Genomic DNA, 17,306 nt, shown 5'->3' with positions numbered 1-17,306 from the left:
GATGGCGGGTGGTTAGACGTAGAGGGCGGTGAAGGGGGGCCAGGGGAGGTTGCGGAGCACCGAGAAGGCCAACCAGGCGGCCAGGAAGCCGCCGACCAGCTTCGGGCCGATCCGCAGCTCGGGCAGCCGCCAGCCGAACGCCTGCCGGCCGGCCCAGGCGACGAAGAGGTACGCCAGGAAGGGCAGCGCGAAGACGAAGAGGAAGTGGTGTCGGGCCGCGGCCGGCAGGTCGGCGTGCAACACGTACCAGAGGGCCCGGGTGCCACCGCAGCCCGGGCAGTCCAGCCCGGTCGTCAGCTTGAGCAGGCACGTCGGCAGGGCGTCCGGCGCGGAGCGGGTGGGGTCACTGAGCAGGGTGTAACCGATGCCGGCGGCGACACAGCCGACCGCGGCCAACGGCACCACCCAGCGCGGCGTGCGAGCGTAGAGCCGCGCCACGAACCGGGTGAGCCGGTCGGACTCGGCCACCGGGTAGCCGGCCGGATATCCCACCGGCCAGTTGGCGGGCGTCTCGGGCGGCGCGCCGCCGACCGGCCCGTGCGGCACCGCGCCGTGCGACATTGGTCCGTCCGGAACCGGCCCGGGCGGCACCGCGCCGTCCGACGCGGCCGGATGCCCGGCGGGCGGCGCCGGCTCGGCGCCGGCTCGGTCAACGCTCGTCACGTCGCTCACCGTACACCGGCCACGCCCAGCAACGCGGCGGCCAGCGGGGCGGCAAGGTCACCGGCGACCGGTGGGGCCACCGCGTCCAGGCCGAGCCAGCCGGCCAGCCGGTACAGCTCCGCGGCGAGCGCCACGGCGGTCTCCCCCGGGTGGGCACCCGGCTCCACCCAGGCGGCCGGCACCAGCAGCACCCCGGCCTTGCGATCCGCCTTCAGATCGACCCGGGCGGTGAACCGCTCGCCCTGGCGGAACGGCAGCACGTAGTAGCCGTACACCCGCTGCGGCGCCGGGACGTAGATCTCGATGCGGTAGCTGAAGTCGAACAGCCGCTCGGTGCGGGCGCGCTCCCAGACCAGCGGGTCGAACGGGCTGACCAGCGTGTTGCCGCGCACCCAGCGGGGCAGCCGGGCCTGCGCGTGCAACCAGGCCGGTTGCCGCCAGCCCTGAACGGCGACGGGCCGCAACTCCCCCGCCTCGACCAGGTCGGCGATGGCCTGCCGGGCACCGGCCACCGGCAGCCGGAAGTAGTCGCGCAGCTCCGGCTCGGCGGCCACTCCGAGCGACCGCGCCGCGATGCCCACCAGCGTGCGGTACGCCTGCGCGTCGGTCGGGGTGGGCGCGTCGAGCACCTCCGCCGGCAGCACCCGCTCGGGCAGGTCGTAGCGGCGGGCGAAGGAGGTGGTGCGCTGGGCCGCGCACACCTCACCGGCCCAGAAGAGGTATTCCAGCGCCTGCTTGACCGCCGACCAGTTCCACCCCCAGTTGCCGCTCTCGCGGGGCGCGTCGTGCTCGATCTCGGCCACCGTCAGCGGGCCCCGGGCCGCCACCTCGTCGCGTACCCAGGCGACCAGGGCGGGCTGTTCGGCGGCGATGCGGCGCATGCCACCCCAGGCCTCGGCCTGGGCCCGCGCCATCCGCCAGCGCAGCGCCGGATGCAGGCCGACCGGGACCAGCGACGCCTCGTGGCCCCAGTATTCGAACAGCTCTCGGGGCCGGCGGTAGGCCGCCGTGTCGAGCAGCGTGGTCGGATAGGGGCCGAGCCGGCTGTAGAGCGGCAGGTAGTGCGCCCGTTGCAGCACGTTGACCGAATCCATCTGGATCAAGCCGACCCGGTCGAGCACCCGGCGCAGGTGCCGGCGGGTGGCTGCCCCGGTTGGTGCCGGGTCGGCGAACCCCTGTGCGGCCAGCGCGATCCGCCGGGCCTGGGCGAGCGAGAGCGATTCCGGTGCGAGCATCGCAGGCAGGCTACGTCAGCCGTACGACATCGGTGCGGACGCTGGACCTGCGGCCCGTCACGGCCTAGAACTACTTCCATGCCCACCATCCGCCACGAGGAGCCCGAAGACGCCGAGGCGATCGCCCGGGTACACGTGAGCGGCTGGCAGGCCGGCTACGCCAGGATCATGCCGGACGAGGTGTTGAACCGGCTCAACCCGGTCGCCTGGGCACAACGCCGCCGCGCCCTCGGCACCGCCGACCCGGAGCACCCGTTCACCACCCTGCTCGCCGAGGTGGACGGCGTGCTCGCCGGGTTCACCACGTTCGGCCCGTACCGCAACAACCAGGACCGGGGCGACCTCGACCAGGCGTACGGCGAGGTGGTGGCGATCTACGTGGCGCCCGCCCACTGGGGCGACGGGACCGCCCAGGCCCTGTTCGCGGCGGCCCGAGCGGGCCTGCGGGAGCGCGGCTGGACGGAGTACCGACTCTGGGTGCTGGCGGACAACGACCGGGCCCGCCGGTTCTACCAGCGGGCCGGGTTGTCACCGGACGGCGAGCGGTCGACCTATCCGCTGCCACTGTCCGGCGGGCGTCCCCCGATCGGGCTGGTCGAGCTGCGCTACACCGGCTGGCTCGACGGCTGAACCCGCCGGCGGCCCGGATGACGCCGCGGCGCGCACCGGCAGGAAGGCCAGCAGCGCCAGGCTGATCCAGACATAGGTGTTGCTGAACAGGAAGCCGTCCAGACCGGTGAAGTCCTTCTCCCACGCCCAGACGATCCGGCTGATCAGGAACCCGTACCCGACGGTCGCGGCGGCCAACAGGGCGCGGCGCCGGCGGCTACCGGGCGACGCGGCCATGCCGTTGTCCACCAGCAGCAGCACCCCCGGCAGCAGCCAGACCAGGTGGTGCACCCAGGTGACCGGGCTGACCAGGCACATCACCGCGCCGGTCAGCGCCAGGCCGGTGGCCTCGTCACCGACGGACGCGGCGGCCCGGGAGCGCCACACCCACACCGCGAGCGTCGCGACGACCAGCAGCAGCCAGGCCACCGTGCTCGGGCTCTGCGGGTCGAGCCGGGCCACCACGCCACGCAGCGACTGGTTGGAGACGAAGGCCAGCTCACCGACCCGGCCGGTGTTCCACAGCGCGGTGGTCCAGAACTCCCGGGAGGCGTCCGGGAAGAGCGCGGCGGCGAACATCGTCGCGCCGGCCGCGGCACCCGTCGCGGTGACCGCCGCCCGCCATCTTCCGGTGACCAGCAGGTAGACGATGAAGATGCCCGGCGTGAGTTTGATCGCGGTGGCCAGGCCGATGCCGATGCCGGCCCACCGGCTGCCGCCCGGCAGCAGCCGGAGCAGGTCCACCGCGACGAGGAACAGCAGCAGCGTGTTGACCTGGCCGAAGTTGATGGTCTCGCGCATCGGCTCGAAGGCGGCGGCGAGGCAGAGGGCCACCGCGAAGGCGAACCAGCGGGTCCAGCCGGCCCGTCGCGACACCGGGTCCAGCAGCCACCAGATGAGCACCGCACTGGTCACCACGCCCGCGGCCACGCTCAGCACGATCGCCGCGTGCCAGGACAGGTACGCCATCGGCAACATCACCAGGGCCGCGAACGGGGGGTAGGTGAAGCCGTACTGGGTGCCGGGCTTCAGGTAGTCGTAGATCTCCCCGCCGTCGTGCACCCACCAGACCAGCGCGCCCCGATAGACGTGCAGATCGAAGAAGCCGTGCCGGACCGCCGCCACCGACAGGAAGGCGGCCACCGCGACGGCGAGCACGATCACGACGCCGACCTGCCCGACCGTCCGCCTGGCACCCTGCGCCAACGTCGCCTCCCTCACCCTGCGTAGGCTGTCGTGCCATGAGTCTCGGGTACGTCCGCCCGGCGCGTCCGGAGGACGCCGCCGAGATCGCCCGCATCCAGCTCGCCACCTGGCGGGTGGCCTACCGGCGGCTGCTGCCCCGGCACGTGCTGGACGGCCTCGACGAAGCGTCGCTCGCGCAGCGCTGGGACGCCGCGGTACGCCAGCCGCCCGGCGACACCCACCGGGTGCTGGTCGCCGTCGAACAGGCCGAGCAATCCTATCTGGTGGGGTTCGCCGCCTCCGGCCCGGCCGACGCCGAGGCGCTGGCCCCGAACGAGCCGGCCGACGGGCTCGGTGCGGACGTGGTCGCGGTGACCGACCTGCTGGTGGAGCCGCGCTGGGGCCGGCGTGGGCACGGCAGCCGACTGCTCGCCGCCAGCGTCGACCTGTGGCGGGAATCCGGCTTCGACCGGGCGGTGGCCTGGGTGTTCGAGGGCGACCAGGCGTCCCGGAAGTTCCTCGGCACCGCCGGCTGGGAGCCGGACGGCGCGGGACGCGCGCTGGACGTGGACGACATGCTGGTGCCGCAGCTACGCCTGCACGTCGCGGTGTCCGCCGATCCGGTCGCGGTGCCCGCCGATCCGGTCGACGCCAGCTGACCGCCGGGCCACTGGTCGCTCAGCTGCCGCCCGTGGCCAGCTCGACGACCACCTCGTCGTCCTCCCAGGCACCGGTCGGGGTGAAGCCGAGACTCGGGTAGAGGCGGGCCGCTGCCGCGTTGCGTGGGTGGTACGACAGGCGGACCGGATGCCCCTGCGCGGCGAGCCAGCCGGCAAGGGTGCGCACGATGGCCCGACCGACGCCGTGGCCCTGTTCCGCCGCGTCGACCAGCATCCCACCGATCCAGCGCGAGTCGTCCTCGTCGACGCCCCACATGACGTGTCCGACCACCGTCTCGTCGGCGTACCCGGCCAGCGACGTCCACACCTCGGAGCGCTCGGTCAGCAACAGGTACCGGGCGGCCAGCGCCGGTACCCAGTCACGCTGGTCGTCACGCGGAGCGACGTCGGCGACCGCCCGCCAGTTGTCGTCGTCCACCGGGCGCAGGGTGATCCGGCGCCCGCGCCGGTCGGTGATGCCAGAGTCGATCACCACAGCAGCCTACGGTCGTCCCGGGTGGGACGTCGTCGGGTTTTGCCGAGGCGGCAGACCTGCGGTCACTCAGTCGAGCAGGGCGTCCAGGCCGAGGGTCAGGCCCGGCCGGGCACGCACCGCCCGGACCGCCAGCAGCACGCCGGGCATGAACGAGACCCGGTCGTACGAGTCGTGCCGGATGGTCAGCGTCTCCCCGGTGGCGCCGAAGAGCACCTCCTGGTGGGCGACCAGGCCGGTGGCCCGCACCGCGTGCACGCGTACCCCGCCGATGTCGGCGCCACGGGCACCGGCGACCTCGTCCGAGGTGGCGTCCGGCACCGGGCCCAACCCGGCCTCGGCGCGGGCCGCCGCGATCAGGCGGGCGGTGTGGGTGGCGGTGCCGCTGGGCGCGTCGAGTTTGCGCGGATGGTGCTGCTCGACGATCTCGACCGACTCGAAGTAACGGGCCGCACGCGTGGCGAACTGCATCATCAGCACGGCGCCGAGGCCGAAGTTCGGGGCGATCACGACACCCACGCCGGGCTTGTCGGCGAGCCAACCGCGTACCCGCTCCAGCCGCTGCTCGGTGAAGCCGGTGGTACCGACCACCGCGTGGATGCCCTGGTCGACGCACCAGTGCAGGTTGTCCATCACGACGTCCGGCGTGGTGAAGTCGACGACCACCTCCGCACCGGCCGCCGAGACGTCGCCCAACCAGTCGCTCTGGTCGGCCGACGCCACCAGCTCCAGGTCGGGAGCTGCGTCGACGGCCTTGCACACCTCGGTACCCATCCGACCGTGGGCACCCAGCACACCGACCCGGATCGCCTCGGTCGCGCCCTTCTCCTGCTGCTCAGTCACGCGGCACAACCTATCCCAATCGGGAAGGCTCGTGCCGCGTGATCGACTCCGTGCCGACGAGATGGTGGCGTCGGCCGGAACGCGTCACCGCCATCGCGCCGGATCGGTGTTGATTCAGAGCGAACCGGTGAAGTCCCGGTCGGCGAACGGGCCGACCACCGCGAGGGACATCGGCAGGTTCAACAGCTCCGCGGCGAGGGTGTTGACGTCGTCGAGCGTCACCGCGTCGACCCGGTCGAGCAGTTCGTTGACCGGAATCAGATCGCCGTAGAGCAGTTCGCCCTTGGCCAGCCGACTCATCCGCGACCCGGTGTCCTCCAGGCCGAGCACGAACGAGCCCTTGCTCATCCCCTTGCCCCGGGCCAGTTCCGCCTCGGTGATGCCGTGCGCGGCGGTACGGGCCAACTCGGCGCGGGTCAACTCCAACACCTCGTCGACCCGGCTCGGGGCACAACCGGCGTAGACGCCGAACAGGCCGCTGTCGGCGTACTGGCTGGCGTAGGAGTAGACGGAGTACGCCAACCCACGACGCTCGCGGATCTCCTGGAACAGCCGGCTGGACATGCCGCCGCCGAGCACGTTGTTCAGCACACCGAGGGCGAAACGGCGTTCGTCGAGTCGGTCGATGCCCGGGCAGCCGAGGACGACGTGCGCCTGCTCGGTCTCCTTCACCTCCACCACGGTGGTGGCGGCTCGGGTGCGTACCGCCGGGGTGGCCGGCCGGTACGGCGCGGGTGTCGCCGGGTCGGTGTCCAGCGGGGTGCCGCGCAGCGCCTGGCGGACCAGTCGCACCACGGCCGCGTGGTCGAGGTTGCCGGCGGCGGCGATGACGATCTGCGGCGCGACGTAGCGGCGGCGGTAGAAGCCCTGGATCTGCCGGCGGGTCATCGGGGTGACCGTCTCGGCGGTGCCGGAGATCAGCCGGCCCAGCGGGTGGTCGCCGTAGACGGCCTGGGCGAAGAGGTCATGCACCTCGTCGCCGGGCTCGTCGTCGTGCATGGCGATCTCCTCGAGGATGACGCTCCGCTCGGTCTCCACGTCGGCCGGTTCCAGCACCGAGTCGGCGACCAGATCGCACATCACGTCGATGGCCAGGGGCAGGTCCTCGTCCAGCACCCGGGCGTAGTAACAGGTGTATTCCTTGGTGGTGAAGGCGTTGGTCTCCCCGCCGACCGCCTCGATCGCCGACGAGATCTCCAGCGCGCCGCGCTTGTGGGTGCCCTTGAACAGCAGGTGTTCCAGGAAGTGGGCGGCGCCGGCCTGCGGATTTGTCTCGTCCCGGGAGCCGACCGCCACCCAGATGCCGAACGACACGCTGCGCATCGCCGGGATCGCCTCGGTCAGCACGCGTAGCCCACTTGGCAGCACCGTGCGGCGCACCGTACCGCCCAGCGGATCGTCGCTCAGGGTCCTGGTCACCGCCCGGGTCGAGCCGCCGGCGGAGCGGATGGTCCCGGTGGCGTTGCTCACGACAGCCTGCTTTCGACGAGGAGTGCGGGTGCGGTGGTGACGAACCGGCCGGGGCGACGGGCGTCGCCCCGGCCGGTCAGCGGAACAGTCGGGTGATCAGGCTCAGCTGTGCCGGGTACGGCGTCGCGGACGCGAGTCGCCGTCGCCGCCCTCGCCGCCACCCTCGCCGCCCTCGCCGCGGTCGGGACCGCGGCTGCCGCGCTCGCCGCCACGGTCACCGCGGTCACGCGGACCACGGTCACCGCGGTCACGGCCGGCCGGCCGCTCACCGGACGCCTCACCGGCGGCCGGCGCCTCGGCGCCCTCGGGGCGGACCTTGTCGAGGTAGATCTTGCCGCGCTGGTCGATGTCGGCGATCTCCACCTCGACCCGGTCGCCGACGTTGAGGAAGTCCTCGACCTTCTCGACCCGCTTGCCGTCGCCCACCTTGGAGATGTGCAGCAGGCCGTCGCGGCCCGGCAGCAGCGAGATGAACGCGCCGAACGGCGCGGTCTTGACCACGGTGCCGAGGAACCGGTCACCCATCTTGGGCAGGGTCGGGTTCGCGATCGCGTTGATCCGCTCGACGGCGGCCTGCGCCGACGGGCCGTTGGTGGCGCCGACGTAGATGGTGCCGTCATCCTCGATGGAGATGTCGGCGCCGGTCTCGTCCTGGATGGCGTTGATGGTCTGACCCTTCGGCCCGATCACCATGCCGATCTTGTCGACCGGGATCTTCACGGTGGTGACCCGCGGCGCGTAGTCGGACATCTCGGCCGGGGCCTCGATCGCCCGCTGCATCACGTCGAGGATGGTCTGCCGGGCCTCGTGGGCCTGCTGGAGCGCGGCAGCCAGCACGTCGGACGGGATGCCGTCGAGCTTGGTGTCGAGCTGCAGCGCGGTGACGAAGTCACGCGTCCCGGCCACCTTGAAGTCCATGTCGCCGAACGCGTCCTCGGCGCCGAGGATGTCGGTCAGCGTCACGTACTGGGTCTTGCCGTCGACCTCGTCGGAGATGAGGCCCATGGCGATGCCGGCCACCGGCGCCTTCAGCGGCACACCGGCGGAGAGCAGGCCCAGCGTCGAGGCGCAGACCGAGCCCATCGAGGTGGAGCCGTTGGAGCTGAGCGCCTCGGAGACCTGCCGGATGGCGTACGGGAACTCCTCGCGCGAGGGCAGCACCGGGATCAGCGCCCGCTCAGCGAGAGCGCCGTGCCCGATCTCGCGGCGCTTCGGCGAGCCCACCCGGCCGGTCTCACCGGTCGAGTACGGCGGGAAGTTGTAGTTGTGCATGTAGCGCTTGCGCGTCTCCGGCGCCAGCGTGTCGAGCATCTGCTCCATGCGCAGCATGTTGAGCGTGGTGACGCCGAGGATCTGGGTCTCGCCGCGCTCGAACAGCGCCGAGCCGTGCACCCGGGGCAGCACGCCGACCTCGGCGGTCAGCGGACGGATGTCGCGCGGACCACGGCCGTCGATACGGACCTGCTCGCGCAGCACCCGGTTGCGCACCTCGGACTTGGTCAGCGAGCGGAAGGCGCCGGAGAGTTCCTTCTCCCGGCCCTCGAAGCGCGGGCCGACCGCCTCCAGCAGGCGGGCCTTGATGGCGTCGAGGGCCTCCTCGCGGGCCGCCTTGCCGGCGATCTGCAGGGCCTCCGCGACGTCCGCGCGGGCGAACTCGGCCACCGCGTCGTAGGCGTCTTCCTGGTACTCCAGGAAGACCGGGAACTCGGCGACCGGCTTGGCGGCGACCTCGGCCAGCTCGCTCTGCGCCCGGCACAGCTCGCGGATGGCGGGCTTGCTGGCCTCCAGGCCGCTGGCCACGACCTCCTCGGTCGGGGCCGGCGCACCGTCGGCGACCAGCTTGACGGTCTGCGCGGTGGCCTCCGCCTCGACCATCATGATCGCGACATCGCCGTCCGGCAGGGCGCGACCGGCCACGACCATGTCGAACGTGGCGCGGCCCAGCTCCTCCAGGGTCGGGAAGGCGACCCACTGACCGTCGACGTGGGCCATCCGGGTCGCCCCGATCGGGCCGGAGAACGGCAGGCCGGAGAGCTTGGTCGACATCGAGGCGGCGTTGATCGCGACGACGTCGTACGGGTGCTGCGGGTCGAGCGCGAGGATCGTCTCGACGACCTGGACCTCGTTGCGCAGGCCCTTGACGAACGACGGGCGCAGCGGCCGGTCGATCAGGCGGCAGGTGAGGATGGCGTCCTCGCTGGGCCGGCCCTCCCGGCGGAAGAACGAGCCGGGGATCCGGCCCGCTGCGTACATCCGCTCCTCGACGTCGACGGTCAGCGGGAAGAAGTCGAACTGCTCCTTCGGGTGCTTGCCGGCGGTGGTGGCGGAGAGGACGACCGTCTCGCCGAGCTGGGCGATGACGGAGCCGGCGGCCTGCCGGGCCAACCGGCCGGTGGAGAAGGTGATCTCACGGGTGCCGAACGACCCGTTGTCGATCACGGCGGTGCGGGCTTCGGTGCCGAGTTTGGTCTCGGTCATGGTGTGGCAATGCTCCTTCGCATCGGGGGCTACGACGCGGAAGCTGTACGGACGGCCGGTCTTCGATCGAAGCGCCCGGGACCACCGGCGGGATGCCGGGGTGCCCGGAGGCCACTACCGGAGACCGGTACGCCGACGGCTCCCCCTGTCCTGGGTGTCGCGGCCCGTTTCTCAGGTGGGACGCCAACGGGGGAGTGGCCTGGTGGGCCACTCCCCCGTCACGTCACCGACGCAGACCGAGCCGCTCGATGAGCGACCGGTAGCGGTTGATGTCCTCTTTTTGGACGTAGTTGAGCAGCCGACGGCGACGGCCGACCAGCAGCAGCAGCCCACGGCGGCTGTGGTGGTCGTGCTTGTGCACCTTCAGGTGCTCGGTGAGGTCCGCGATCCGCTTGGTGAGGACCGCGACCTGCACCTCGGGCGAACCGGTGTCGCCCTCGACGGTCGCGTACTCCTCGCGGATCTTGGCCTTGGCCTGCTGATCGAGCGCCATGTTCTCCCTGTTTCAGTGGGTTGGATCAATGCTGTCCATCGGGCCGGGCTAGGGCACCGGCGATGGAGGTGTCCTCGCACCCGCGGCGTCGAGCAGGCAGGCGAGGCCCCACGTCGTCAGCCGACGTCCCTGCCAGCCTACCAGCACCTCGTCCGGATCGTCCGGACGAGCCCCTCAGCCCAGCGCCCGGCGAGTCCGCTCGACGTCCTGGGCGATCTGGGCGATCAACGGCTCGACCGAGTCGAATCGCACCTGCCCGCGCAGGTGCGCCACGAAGTCCAGGGCGAGCCGCTCACCGTACAGGTCACCGTCGAAGTCCAGGGCGTACGCCTCGACCCGGCGTTCCCGGCCGGAGAAGGTCGGATTGGTGCCGATCGAGACGGCCGCGGCGAGGGGTTCCCGCTGCCCGCGACGGATCATCCGGGCGGCGTAGATGCCGTCGGCGGGGACTGCGGCGTACCGGTGGCAGAGCAGGTTGGCCGTCGGGAAACCGAGCTCACGGCCGCGCTGATCGCCCCGGATGACCACGCCCTCCAGGCGGTGCGGACGGCCCAGCGCGGCGGCCGCCGCGGTCACGTCACCCGCGTCGACGCAGGAGCGGATGTACGTCGAGGAGAAGACGGTGCCGGACTCGGTCACCAGCGGTGCGCCCTCGACGGCGAAGCCGAACGTGCGGCCGAGCCGCGCCAGCAACGCCACGTCACCGGCCGCCCGGTGGCCGAACCGGAAATTGTCCCCCACCACCACCAGCGCGGCGTGCAGGTGCTCGACCAGCACGTCGTGCACGAACGCCTCGGGAGGGATCCGGGAGAACTCGGGCGTGAACGGCACCACGCAGAGCACGTCCACGCCGAGCGCCTCGATCAGCTCCGCCTTGCGGGCCGGCTCGGACAGCACCGCGGGATGGGAGCCGGGTCGGACCACCTCGGCCGGATGAGGATCGAAGGTGAGCACCACCGACCGCACGCCGAGTTCGCGGGCACGGGACACGGCGTGCCCGATGGCCGCCTGGTGCCCCTTGTGTACGCCGTCGAAGACACCGATGGTGACGACGGACCGCCCCCAACCACCGGGTGCCGCGTCGTACCCCCGCCACCGCTGCATGCTGCTCCTCCGCTGTTGTTCGCCCCGGCGCCCCGGCGCTCGTCCGCCCGACGCCTCGGCGCTCGTCCACCCGCGCCCCGCCGTCACGCCGGGGCGAGCACGACCTCCGCGCGGGCCCGACCGGCCCGCTCGCTGACGATAGCGATCAACCCCCCGGCCGGATCGAAGACCGCGTACGGTCCGGTGCGCCCGACAGCGTCGAGCGGACCACCGTGGGAGAGCACCTTCGCCTCGTCGGCGGTGGCGTCCCGGCGCGCGAAGAAGCGTTCGGCCGCGACCGCGAGCGGCAGGCCCACCACCTCGGGCGCGCGCCGCTCCAACTCGTCGAGAGTAACGGCCTCGGCCAGGGTGAAGCCGCCCACGGCGGTCCGTCGCAGCGCGGTCAGGTGCCCGCCGACGCCCAGCGCCAGGCCCGCGTCGCGGGCGATCGCCCGGATGTACGTGCCGGTGGAGCAGGCCACCTCGACGTCGACGTCGACCACGTCGGGCTGGTCGCGCCGGATCGCCAGCACGTCGAGCCGGGACACGGTGACCCGTCGGGCCGGCAGGTCGACGGCCTCACCCTCACGGACCCGCTTGTACGCCCGCTGTCCGTTGATCTTGATGGCGCTCACCGCGCTCGGCACCTGGTCGATCTCCCCGCTGAGCGCGGCCAGCGCGGACCGGATCGACTCGTCGGCGACCGTCCCGGCGGGCGTGGTGGCGATCACGTCGCCCTCCGCGTCGTCGGTGACGGTGGCCTGGCCCAGCCGGATGGTGGCGGTGTAGCTCTTGTCCGCACCGATCACGTACGTCAGCAGGCGGGTGGCCCGACCCACGCCGATCACCAGCACCCCGGTGGCCATCGGGTCGAGGGTGCCCCCGTGGCCGACCCGGCGGGTGCGGGCGAGCCGGCGGATCCGCGCCACGACGTCGTGCGACGTCATGCCGCCGGGCTTGTCCACCACGATCAGACCGTCTGTGCTCACGACGTGCAAGCCTGCCAGACCCGGCTGGCCGGCCGAGCACCGGACGCCAGGCTCGAAAACGGATGTACGCGGTGGTATCACGCTGCGACGATGGGCGTATCGGCGTCGATGAACGCCGTGCAACACAGACCACGGGGAGAACGAGATGACCACGGACGGCGACACCGACCGCGCCCGGCAGCCCGAGGAGCACGTGCGCTTGCGCACGCCCGAGCAGCCGAGTGTCCTGCCCGACTGGATGCTCGACCCGCCACCGCCGAGGCGCACGCTGGGCGTCCGGCTGGCCGAGGCCGTCGCGGCGCTGCCCGGGGCGGGACGGATCCGGCGCCGGTGGTGGATCTGGCAGCGGCGGGAGCGCCTCTCCCAGCGGTACCCGAACGCCGTCAAGATCATGGCCGTGTTAGTCTCGTTCGCGGTGATCCTGCTCCTGGTGCTGTCGGTGCACGCCCTCTACGGCCTCGCCTGATCACACGCGGGCACCGGCCGACCGGGGTTCGGACCGGACCGCACCGGTCACCGCCCAGCCACCGGTACGCAGCCGCAGCAGCACTCCGACCAGGCGCAGCACGGTGAACAGCAGCAGGCCGGCCCAGATGCCGCCGAGGCCGAGATCGAAGGCGTGGGCGAGCCAGATCGCCGGGAGGAATCCGCCCAGCGCGCCGGCCACCGTGAGGTTGCGCAGGTACCGGATGTCGCCCGCGCCGATCAGTACCCCGTCGAGGGCGAACACCACGCCGGCCAGCGGCAGCATCGCGGCGAACCACGGCCACGCCACCAGCGCCTGCTCGTGTACCGCCACGTCGGAGCTGAACCAGGTCGGCACGGTGCCGGCGCCGGCCGCCGCGAGCACGGCGAACGCCGTACCGCAGATCGCACCGAGCCGACCGATCCGGCGGGCCAGCGCCCGCGCCGCCGCCTCGTCGCCGGCCCCGAGTGCCGCCCCGACCAGCGCCTGCGCGGCGATGGCCAGCGCGTCGAGCAGCAGCGCCGCGAAGAACCAGAGCTGTACGGCGATCTGGTGGGCACCGACCGCGGCGGCGCCGAACCGGGCGGCCACCGCCGTGGCGGAGAGGAAGCTGGCCTGGAAGGCCACTCCCCGGATCAGCAGGTCGCGGCTGAGCACCAACTGCTGGCCGATGACCCGGGGGCGCGGCCGGAGCGCCACCCGCTCGGTCACCAGCGCGGCGGCGAAGAGGACGCCGGAGAGGGTCTGCGCGATGACGTTTGCCACCGCCGAACCGATCAGCCCCATGCCCACCGGGTAGACCAGCACCGGGCAGAGCACCGCGGACAGCAGGTTGGGGCCGACCACGAAGGCCAATGGCCGCCGGGTGTCCTGCACGCCGCGCAACCAGCCGTTGCCGGCGGCGGCGAGCAGCAGGCCGGGTGCGCCGAAGGCGGCTACCCGCAGCCACTGGCCGGCAGCGGCTCCGACCTCGCCTCCGCCGGCCAGGGCGCTGGCCAGGGCACCACCACCGAACTGCAGGCCAACGACGACGAGGAGCCCCACGCCGAGGGCCAGCCAGGACGACTGGACGCCCTCGGCCACCGCGGCGGCACGGTCGCCGGCTCCGTACCGACGGGCTGCCCGGCCGGTGGTGCCGTACGCGACCACCGTGCCCAGCCAGGCGGTGAGGGTCATCACCGTCCCGCCGACCGCCACCGCGGCCAGCGGCACCCGGCCCAGGTGGCCGACGACTGCGGTGTCGACGAGGACGTAGAGGGGCTCGGCGGCGAGGACCACCAGGGCCGGCAGGGCGAGCGCGGCGATCCGGCGCGGAGACGCGACCCGGTCGGTGGCGACGGTGGAGCGGTTCATCGGTGCCGATGGTGGCACGTGAACAGTAAGGGGAGCAAGCCTATGGACTACTTACCGGCCGGAGCTGCAACCGCCGGCGGGGCGGGCTGCGGACCCGGGTACTGCGGTGCTGAGCTTGAGATCGACAGGGACGGTGACGCCGCGCACCCGGGACGGCTCGGCGTCACCGCCGGTCGGCTACGTTCACTGACGGGTGTCCATGGAGGTCTGCAGGGCACGGCGGGCCTGCTCCCGGGCCTCGTCGGTGGTCTCGGGCTTGGGCTTGGCGGGCATTGGTGGACCCCTTCCAGGGCGCGCGCCGCCGGGCGTGACGGCGCATCACGGGCGGTGTTACGACAAGCGCCCGGACCGGTCTCCGGGGTCACCGGAGCGGCGGGTGGGCGACGTGGCGGCCCGGGTCGATCGACCCTGGAGGGAGGCGAGGCCGGGTATGGCTGCGCCCCTTGACCTGCGCCAAAAGCGGCGCCGACCGTTTCCCAAGCTATCGTTCAGGTCCACATGGTGCGCGCTGTTCCCGCGATTTGGACCGGTCGATTACCGTCACCGGGCCAGGAAGTGCCAGCCGATCCACCACCAGAAACCGAACAGCCCGATCCGACCCACGGGCACCGGACCCACCTCATACCGCATGATGTACCCGCAAACCTCGCCGAGCGTCGGTATCCGCGAACCCTCCCGCCGGGCCAACCACTCGACCAGCCCGAACAGCGCCAGACCGACCAGGAATCCGCCGATGGCCAGAGCCCGCATCATCGCCGCACCAGTCCCCAGAACGCCGACAGCCACACCAACCAGGCCGCGGAACGGACCAGACGATCCTCCAGCAGCGGATCGGCCAGCCGCGAGAAGGTGGGAAAGTCGTCACCGGCCGCCGCGAAGAAGGTGGCGCCCTCGAAGATCCCGAAGACCAGCACCGGAAGTGTCCACCAGACAGCGCCTGAGCCCAGCCGCCGCGGTGCCGGACCGCCCTGCACCCGCCTGGTGAGCCCCAGCCAGATCAGCACCCCACCGGCGCCGAAGACATAGAGGTTGGCCTCCGTCGAAAAGGACGCGAAGCGGCCACCGACCAGCGAGAGAGCGACGAGCACCGGTACGCAGACAACCGGACGTTCCCAGGTGCGAGGGGTCTCGACGGTGAGATCGTGGGGCTGCTCCATCATCCGATTCTCTCCGCCCTGTCCAGGTGCTGGAAGGTTGACTCCCCGGAGTCGACCCTGAAACTACCCCTGCTGGTCGATGCCGCCCCCGGACGCGGGCACTGCCAACTCGGCCCGGATCTGCTCCACCACCTCTTCCACAGTGCCACGGCCGGTGAAGCCGGCGGCGAGCCGATGACCACCGCCGCCCAGTGCGACCGCCACCCGACTCACGTCCGTCGCGCCCTTGCTGCGCAGGGAGACCGCCCACCCGTCCGGGCCGGTCTGCTTGACCACGCAACTCACGTCGGCCTCGGCGGTGCAGCGCACCGGGTCGATCAGCGCCTCCAACACGTACGGCCGCTGATCGTGCCGGGCCAGGTCGTCCAGGGTCGCGTACGTCCAGACCAGACCCTGCCCGCCGGCCGCCTCGGGCTCCAGCCGGGCCCGGCCGAGCACCTCGCCGAAGAGCCGCACCGCACCGAACGGCCGGCTGTCGAACACCCGCCGGGAGATGTCACCCGGACTGATCCCGGTGGCCAGCAGGCGAGCCGCCATCTCGTGCACCGCGGGGGTGGTCGCGTCGAACCGGAACGAGCCCGTGTCGGTGCTCAGCGCCACGTACAGGCACTCGGCGATGCCGGCGTCCAGCGGCACACCGAGCCGCTCCAGCAACTGCTCGGCGACGACCGAGGTCGCCGCGGCCGCCGGGTCGACCAGGTTCACATCGCCGAAGCCGGTGTTGGAGGCGTGGTGGTCGAGCACCAGCGCGGTGCCCGGGCCGGTCAGCCGGTCGGCCAGCTCGCCGAGTCGTGAGTCGCTCGCCGCGTCGAAGCAGATGACCAGGTCCGGCTCCGGTTCGGCCTCGGCCGCCGGCACCAGCAACTCCTGCCCGGGTAGCCCGCGCAGCGGTTCGGGGACCTCCGGCGGGCCTGGGAAGGTCGCCTGCAACCGGTGTACGCCGAGCCGCCGCAGCCCGAGCCCGAAGCCGAGCATGCTCCCCAGCGCGTCGCCGTCCGGGTTGACGTGGCAGATCAGCAGCACCCGCCCGTCGACCGGCAGCTGCCGTACGGCGGCCACCGCGGCGGCCCAGTCGACCTCGGTCGGCCCGGCCACCGGGGATTCGGCCGCCTCGACCCGGACGGTCGGCGCGTCCGTAGCGGCGGCGGTCACCGCCGGTCCCCGCCCCGGGCGTCGTCCGCGTCCTCGGCCTCATCGGCCTCGGCGACGCCCTCGCCGTCCTCGTCCTCGTCCTCGTCGAGGCGGTACGGCTGCGGCTCACCGGCGTACTCGGCCTTGGCGGCGAGGCGCTGCACCTCGGCGTCGGCGTTCCGGGCCGCGGCGAGCAGGTCGTCGATGTGCTTGACCTGATCCTGCACGTCGTCTAGGACGAAGGTCAGGGTCGGCGAGTGCCGCAGCCCGAGCGCCTTGCCGACGGTGCTGCGCAGCATGCCCTTGGCGCTGTCCAGCGCGGCGGCGGTGCCCGCCTGGGCGGCCGCGTCACCGAGCACGGTGTAGAAGACCGTGGCGTCGCGCAGGTCTGCGGTGATCCGGGCGTCGGTGATGGTGATCATGCCGAGCCGTGGGTCCTTGATCTGGCTCCGCACCACCGACGCGACCAGTTCACGCACCCGCTCCGCGTGCCGCCGTACCTTGGCCTGATCCGTCATCTCCGCCACCTCCACGGCGTCCCGCTGCCGACCGGGCCGGTGACGCCGCCGTCACCGGAGCCCGCATCGACCCAACACCTCGAACCCTACCTGCGCCGCCCGCGCCGGCGCGCGGGGCAGCAGGTGGCGATGCCCACCGACCTCAGTCGTCGTCGCCGTACAACCGACGACGTACCGACAGCACCTCGACCTCCGGCCGAGCGGCCACCAGGCGCTCGCAGGAGTCGAGCACCTCGCGGGCGTGCGCCGCCTCGGCGGCCACGACCGCCACCCCTATCTCCGCCCGCCCATGCAGGTCGAGCGCGCCCACCTCGGCGGCCGACACGTCGAAGCGGCGCAGCGCGGCGACGATCGGCCGAACGTAGGACCTCTTGGCCTTCAGCGACCGGGAGTCGCCCGGCAGCAGCAGGTCGAATACTGCGGTTTCCGTGTACATCGTCTGCGGACACTACCCGCACCCCACCCCACATGATCAAGGGGT

General features: G+C 72.5%; 19 protein-coding genes. 3 read left to right on the top strand and 16 right to left on the bottom strand.

All coding sequences use genetic code 11. The features are described from left to right. Window positions 1-12 precede the first annotated feature (12 nt). Together BMY89_RS01370 and BMY89_RS01365 are read right to left on the bottom strand one after the other, a co-directional pair. The gene (locus BMY89_RS01370; RefSeq protein ID WP_372433280.1) at window positions 13-672 is read right to left on the bottom strand and encodes a DUF2752 domain-containing protein; all 660 of its coding nucleotides are present in this window, start codon (window positions 670-672) and stop codon (window positions 13-15) included. Continuing rightward, window positions 669-1,898, bottom strand: a complete 1,230-nt coding sequence (locus BMY89_RS01365; RefSeq protein ID WP_092373745.1) for a winged helix-turn-helix domain-containing protein — start codon at window positions 1,896-1,898, stop codon at window positions 669-671. The genes BMY89_RS01370 and BMY89_RS01365 overlap by 4 nt, the downstream gene beginning before the upstream one ends. Before the next feature lie 78 nt (window positions 1,899-1,976). On the opposite strand from BMY89_RS01365, the gene BMY89_RS01360 reads away from it, so the two are divergent. Continuing rightward, window positions 1,977-2,528, top strand: coding sequence for a GNAT family N-acetyltransferase (locus BMY89_RS01360; RefSeq protein ID WP_092373743.1), 552 nt, complete (start codon window positions 1,977-1,979; stop codon window positions 2,526-2,528). Here the strand turns inward: BMY89_RS01360 and BMY89_RS01355 are convergent. Next, a complete protein-coding gene (locus BMY89_RS01355) occupies window positions 2,427-3,713 on the bottom strand; it encodes a glycosyltransferase family 87 protein (RefSeq protein WP_092375320.1) in 1,287 nt (428 codons plus the stop codon). The two genes, BMY89_RS01360 and BMY89_RS01355, sit on opposite strands and share 102 nt — an antisense overlap. A gap of 35 nt (window positions 3,714-3,748) precedes the next feature. On the opposite strand from BMY89_RS01355, the gene BMY89_RS01350 reads away from it, so the two are divergent. Then, a complete protein-coding gene (locus tag BMY89_RS01350; protein ID WP_092373741.1) occupies window positions 3,749-4,351 on the top strand; it encodes a GNAT family N-acetyltransferase in 603 nt (200 codons plus the stop codon). 19 nt (window positions 4,352-4,370) lie between these two features. On the opposite strand, the gene BMY89_RS01345 is transcribed toward BMY89_RS01350, so the two are convergent. From BMY89_RS01345 to truB, 7 genes are all read right to left on the bottom strand, one after another. Next, the gene (locus BMY89_RS01345) at window positions 4,371-4,844 is read right to left on the bottom strand and encodes a GNAT family N-acetyltransferase (protein WP_092375316.1); all 474 of its coding nucleotides are present in this window, start codon (window positions 4,842-4,844) and stop codon (window positions 4,371-4,373) included. 69 nt (window positions 4,845-4,913) lie between these two features. Continuing rightward, entirely contained in the window at window positions 4,914-5,687 is a 774-nt protein-coding gene (gene dapB / locus BMY89_RS01340; RefSeq protein ID WP_092373739.1) for a 4-hydroxy-tetrahydrodipicolinate reductase, read from the bottom strand. Window positions 5,688-5,801: 114 nt separating this feature from the next. After that, window positions 5,802-7,157: a M16 family metallopeptidase gene (locus BMY89_RS01335; protein WP_232520994.1), complete on the bottom strand. Its 1,356-nt coding sequence runs from the start codon at window positions 7,155-7,157 to the stop codon at window positions 5,802-5,804. A gap of 102 nt (window positions 7,158-7,259) precedes the next feature. Next, on the bottom strand, window positions 7,260-9,635 hold the full coding sequence (locus BMY89_RS01330) for a polyribonucleotide nucleotidyltransferase (protein ID WP_092373737.1): 2,376 nt from the start codon (window positions 9,633-9,635) through the stop codon (window positions 7,260-7,262). A gap of 223 nt (window positions 9,636-9,858) precedes the next feature. Continuing rightward, window positions 9,859-10,128: a 30S ribosomal protein S15 gene (rpsO, locus tag BMY89_RS01325; protein WP_092373735.1), complete on the bottom strand. Its 270-nt coding sequence runs from the start codon at window positions 10,126-10,128 to the stop codon at window positions 9,859-9,861. Window positions 10,129-10,302: 174 nt separating this feature from the next. Then, window positions 10,303-11,232, bottom strand: coding sequence for a bifunctional riboflavin kinase/FAD synthetase (locus tag BMY89_RS01320; protein ID WP_092373733.1), 930 nt, complete (start codon window positions 11,230-11,232; stop codon window positions 10,303-10,305). Window positions 11,233-11,315: 83 nt separating this feature from the next. Further along, the gene (gene truB, locus BMY89_RS01315) at window positions 11,316-12,200 is read right to left on the bottom strand and encodes a tRNA pseudouridine(55) synthase TruB (protein ID WP_092373731.1); all 885 of its coding nucleotides are present in this window, start codon (window positions 12,198-12,200) and stop codon (window positions 11,316-11,318) included. 145 nt (window positions 12,201-12,345) lie between these two features. Between truB and BMY89_RS01310 the strand changes: the two genes are divergently transcribed. Further along, window positions 12,346-12,666 carry a hypothetical protein gene (locus tag BMY89_RS01310; protein ID WP_092373729.1) on the top strand — a complete coding sequence of 107 codons (321 nt, stop codon included), beginning with the start codon at window positions 12,346-12,348 and terminating at the stop codon, window positions 12,664-12,666. Here BMY89_RS01310 and BMY89_RS01305 read toward each other — a convergent pair whose 3' ends face one another. From BMY89_RS01305 to BMY89_RS01280, 6 genes are all read right to left on the bottom strand, one after another. Next, the gene (locus tag BMY89_RS01305) at window positions 12,667-14,019 is read right to left on the bottom strand and encodes an MATE family efflux transporter (protein WP_092373727.1); all 1,353 of its coding nucleotides are present in this window, start codon (window positions 14,017-14,019) and stop codon (window positions 12,667-12,669) included. Window positions 14,020-14,559: 540 nt separating this feature from the next. After that, window positions 14,560-14,769, bottom strand: a complete 210-nt coding sequence (locus BMY89_RS01300) for a DUF6186 family protein (protein ID WP_175510285.1) — start codon at window positions 14,767-14,769, stop codon at window positions 14,560-14,562. Further along, complete coding sequence (locus BMY89_RS01295; protein WP_092373724.1) at window positions 14,769-15,176, bottom strand: hypothetical protein; 408 nt, start codon at window positions 15,174-15,176, stop codon at window positions 14,769-14,771. Before BMY89_RS01295 ends, BMY89_RS01300 begins: the two co-directional genes overlap by 1 nt. 63 nt (window positions 15,177-15,239) lie before the next feature. After that, window positions 15,240-16,271, bottom strand: a complete 1,032-nt coding sequence (locus BMY89_RS01290; protein WP_092375311.1) for a DHH family phosphoesterase — start codon at window positions 16,269-16,271, stop codon at window positions 15,240-15,242. A gap of 53 nt (window positions 16,272-16,324) precedes the next feature. After that, the gene (rbfA, locus tag BMY89_RS01285) at window positions 16,325-16,825 is read right to left on the bottom strand and encodes a 30S ribosome-binding factor RbfA (protein ID WP_092375308.1); all 501 of its coding nucleotides are present in this window, start codon (window positions 16,823-16,825) and stop codon (window positions 16,325-16,327) included. Window positions 16,826-16,967: 142 nt separating this feature from the next. Next, complete coding sequence (locus BMY89_RS01280; protein ID WP_092373722.1) at window positions 16,968-17,261, bottom strand: DUF503 domain-containing protein; 294 nt, start codon at window positions 17,259-17,261, stop codon at window positions 16,968-16,970. Between the last annotated feature and the right edge of the window lie 45 nt (window positions 17,262-17,306).

It is taken from the genome of Micromonospora phaseoli, assembly GCF_900109115.1.
Classification (GTDB): Bacteria; Actinomycetota; Actinomycetes; order Mycobacteriales; family Micromonosporaceae; genus Micromonospora; species Micromonospora phaseoli.
This window is presented reverse-complemented; position numbering and strand designations above follow the sequence as displayed.

What these genes read in the sequence shown, in the direction of transcription:
- BMY89_RS01310 (WP_092373729.1), top strand. Translation starts at nt 12,346, where the DNA reads ATGACCACGGACGGCGACACCGACCGCGCCCGGCAGCCCGAGGAGCAC.
- BMY89_RS01350 (WP_092373741.1), top strand. Translation starts at nt 3,749, where the DNA reads ATGAGTCTCGGGTACGTCCGCCCGGCGCGTCCGGAGGACGCCGCCGAG.
- rbfA (WP_092375308.1), bottom strand. Translation starts at nt 16,825, where the DNA reads ATGACGGATCAGGCCAAGGTACGGCGGCACGCGGAGCGGGTGCGTGAA.
- BMY89_RS01295 (WP_092373724.1), bottom strand. Translation starts at nt 15,176, where the DNA reads ATGGAGCAGCCCCACGATCTCACCGTCGAGACCCCTCGCACCTGGGAA.
- BMY89_RS01305 (WP_092373727.1), bottom strand. Translation starts at nt 14,019, where the DNA reads ATGAACCGCTCCACCGTCGCCACCGACCGGGTCGCGTCTCCGCGCCGG.
- BMY89_RS01320 (WP_092373733.1), bottom strand. Translation starts at nt 11,232, where the DNA reads ATGCAGCGGTGGCGGGGGTACGACGCGGCACCCGGTGGTTGGGGGCGG.
- rpsO (WP_092373735.1), bottom strand. Translation starts at nt 10,128, where the DNA reads ATGGCGCTCGATCAGCAGGCCAAGGCCAAGATCCGCGAGGAGTACGCG.
- BMY89_RS01280 (WP_092373722.1), bottom strand. Translation starts at nt 17,261, where the DNA reads ATGTACACGGAAACCGCAGTATTCGACCTGCTGCTGCCGGGCGACTCC.
- BMY89_RS01360 (WP_092373743.1), top strand. Translation starts at nt 1,977, where the DNA reads ATGCCCACCATCCGCCACGAGGAGCCCGAAGACGCCGAGGCGATCGCC.
- BMY89_RS01330 (WP_092373737.1), bottom strand. Translation starts at nt 9,635, where the DNA reads ATGACCGAGACCAAACTCGGCACCGAAGCCCGCACCGCCGTGATCGAC.
- BMY89_RS01300 (WP_175510285.1), bottom strand. Translation starts at nt 14,769, where the DNA reads ATGCGGGCTCTGGCCATCGGCGGATTCCTGGTCGGTCTGGCGCTGTTC.
- BMY89_RS01365 (WP_092373745.1), bottom strand. Translation starts at nt 1,898, where the DNA reads ATGCTCGCACCGGAATCGCTCTCGCTCGCCCAGGCCCGGCGGATCGCG.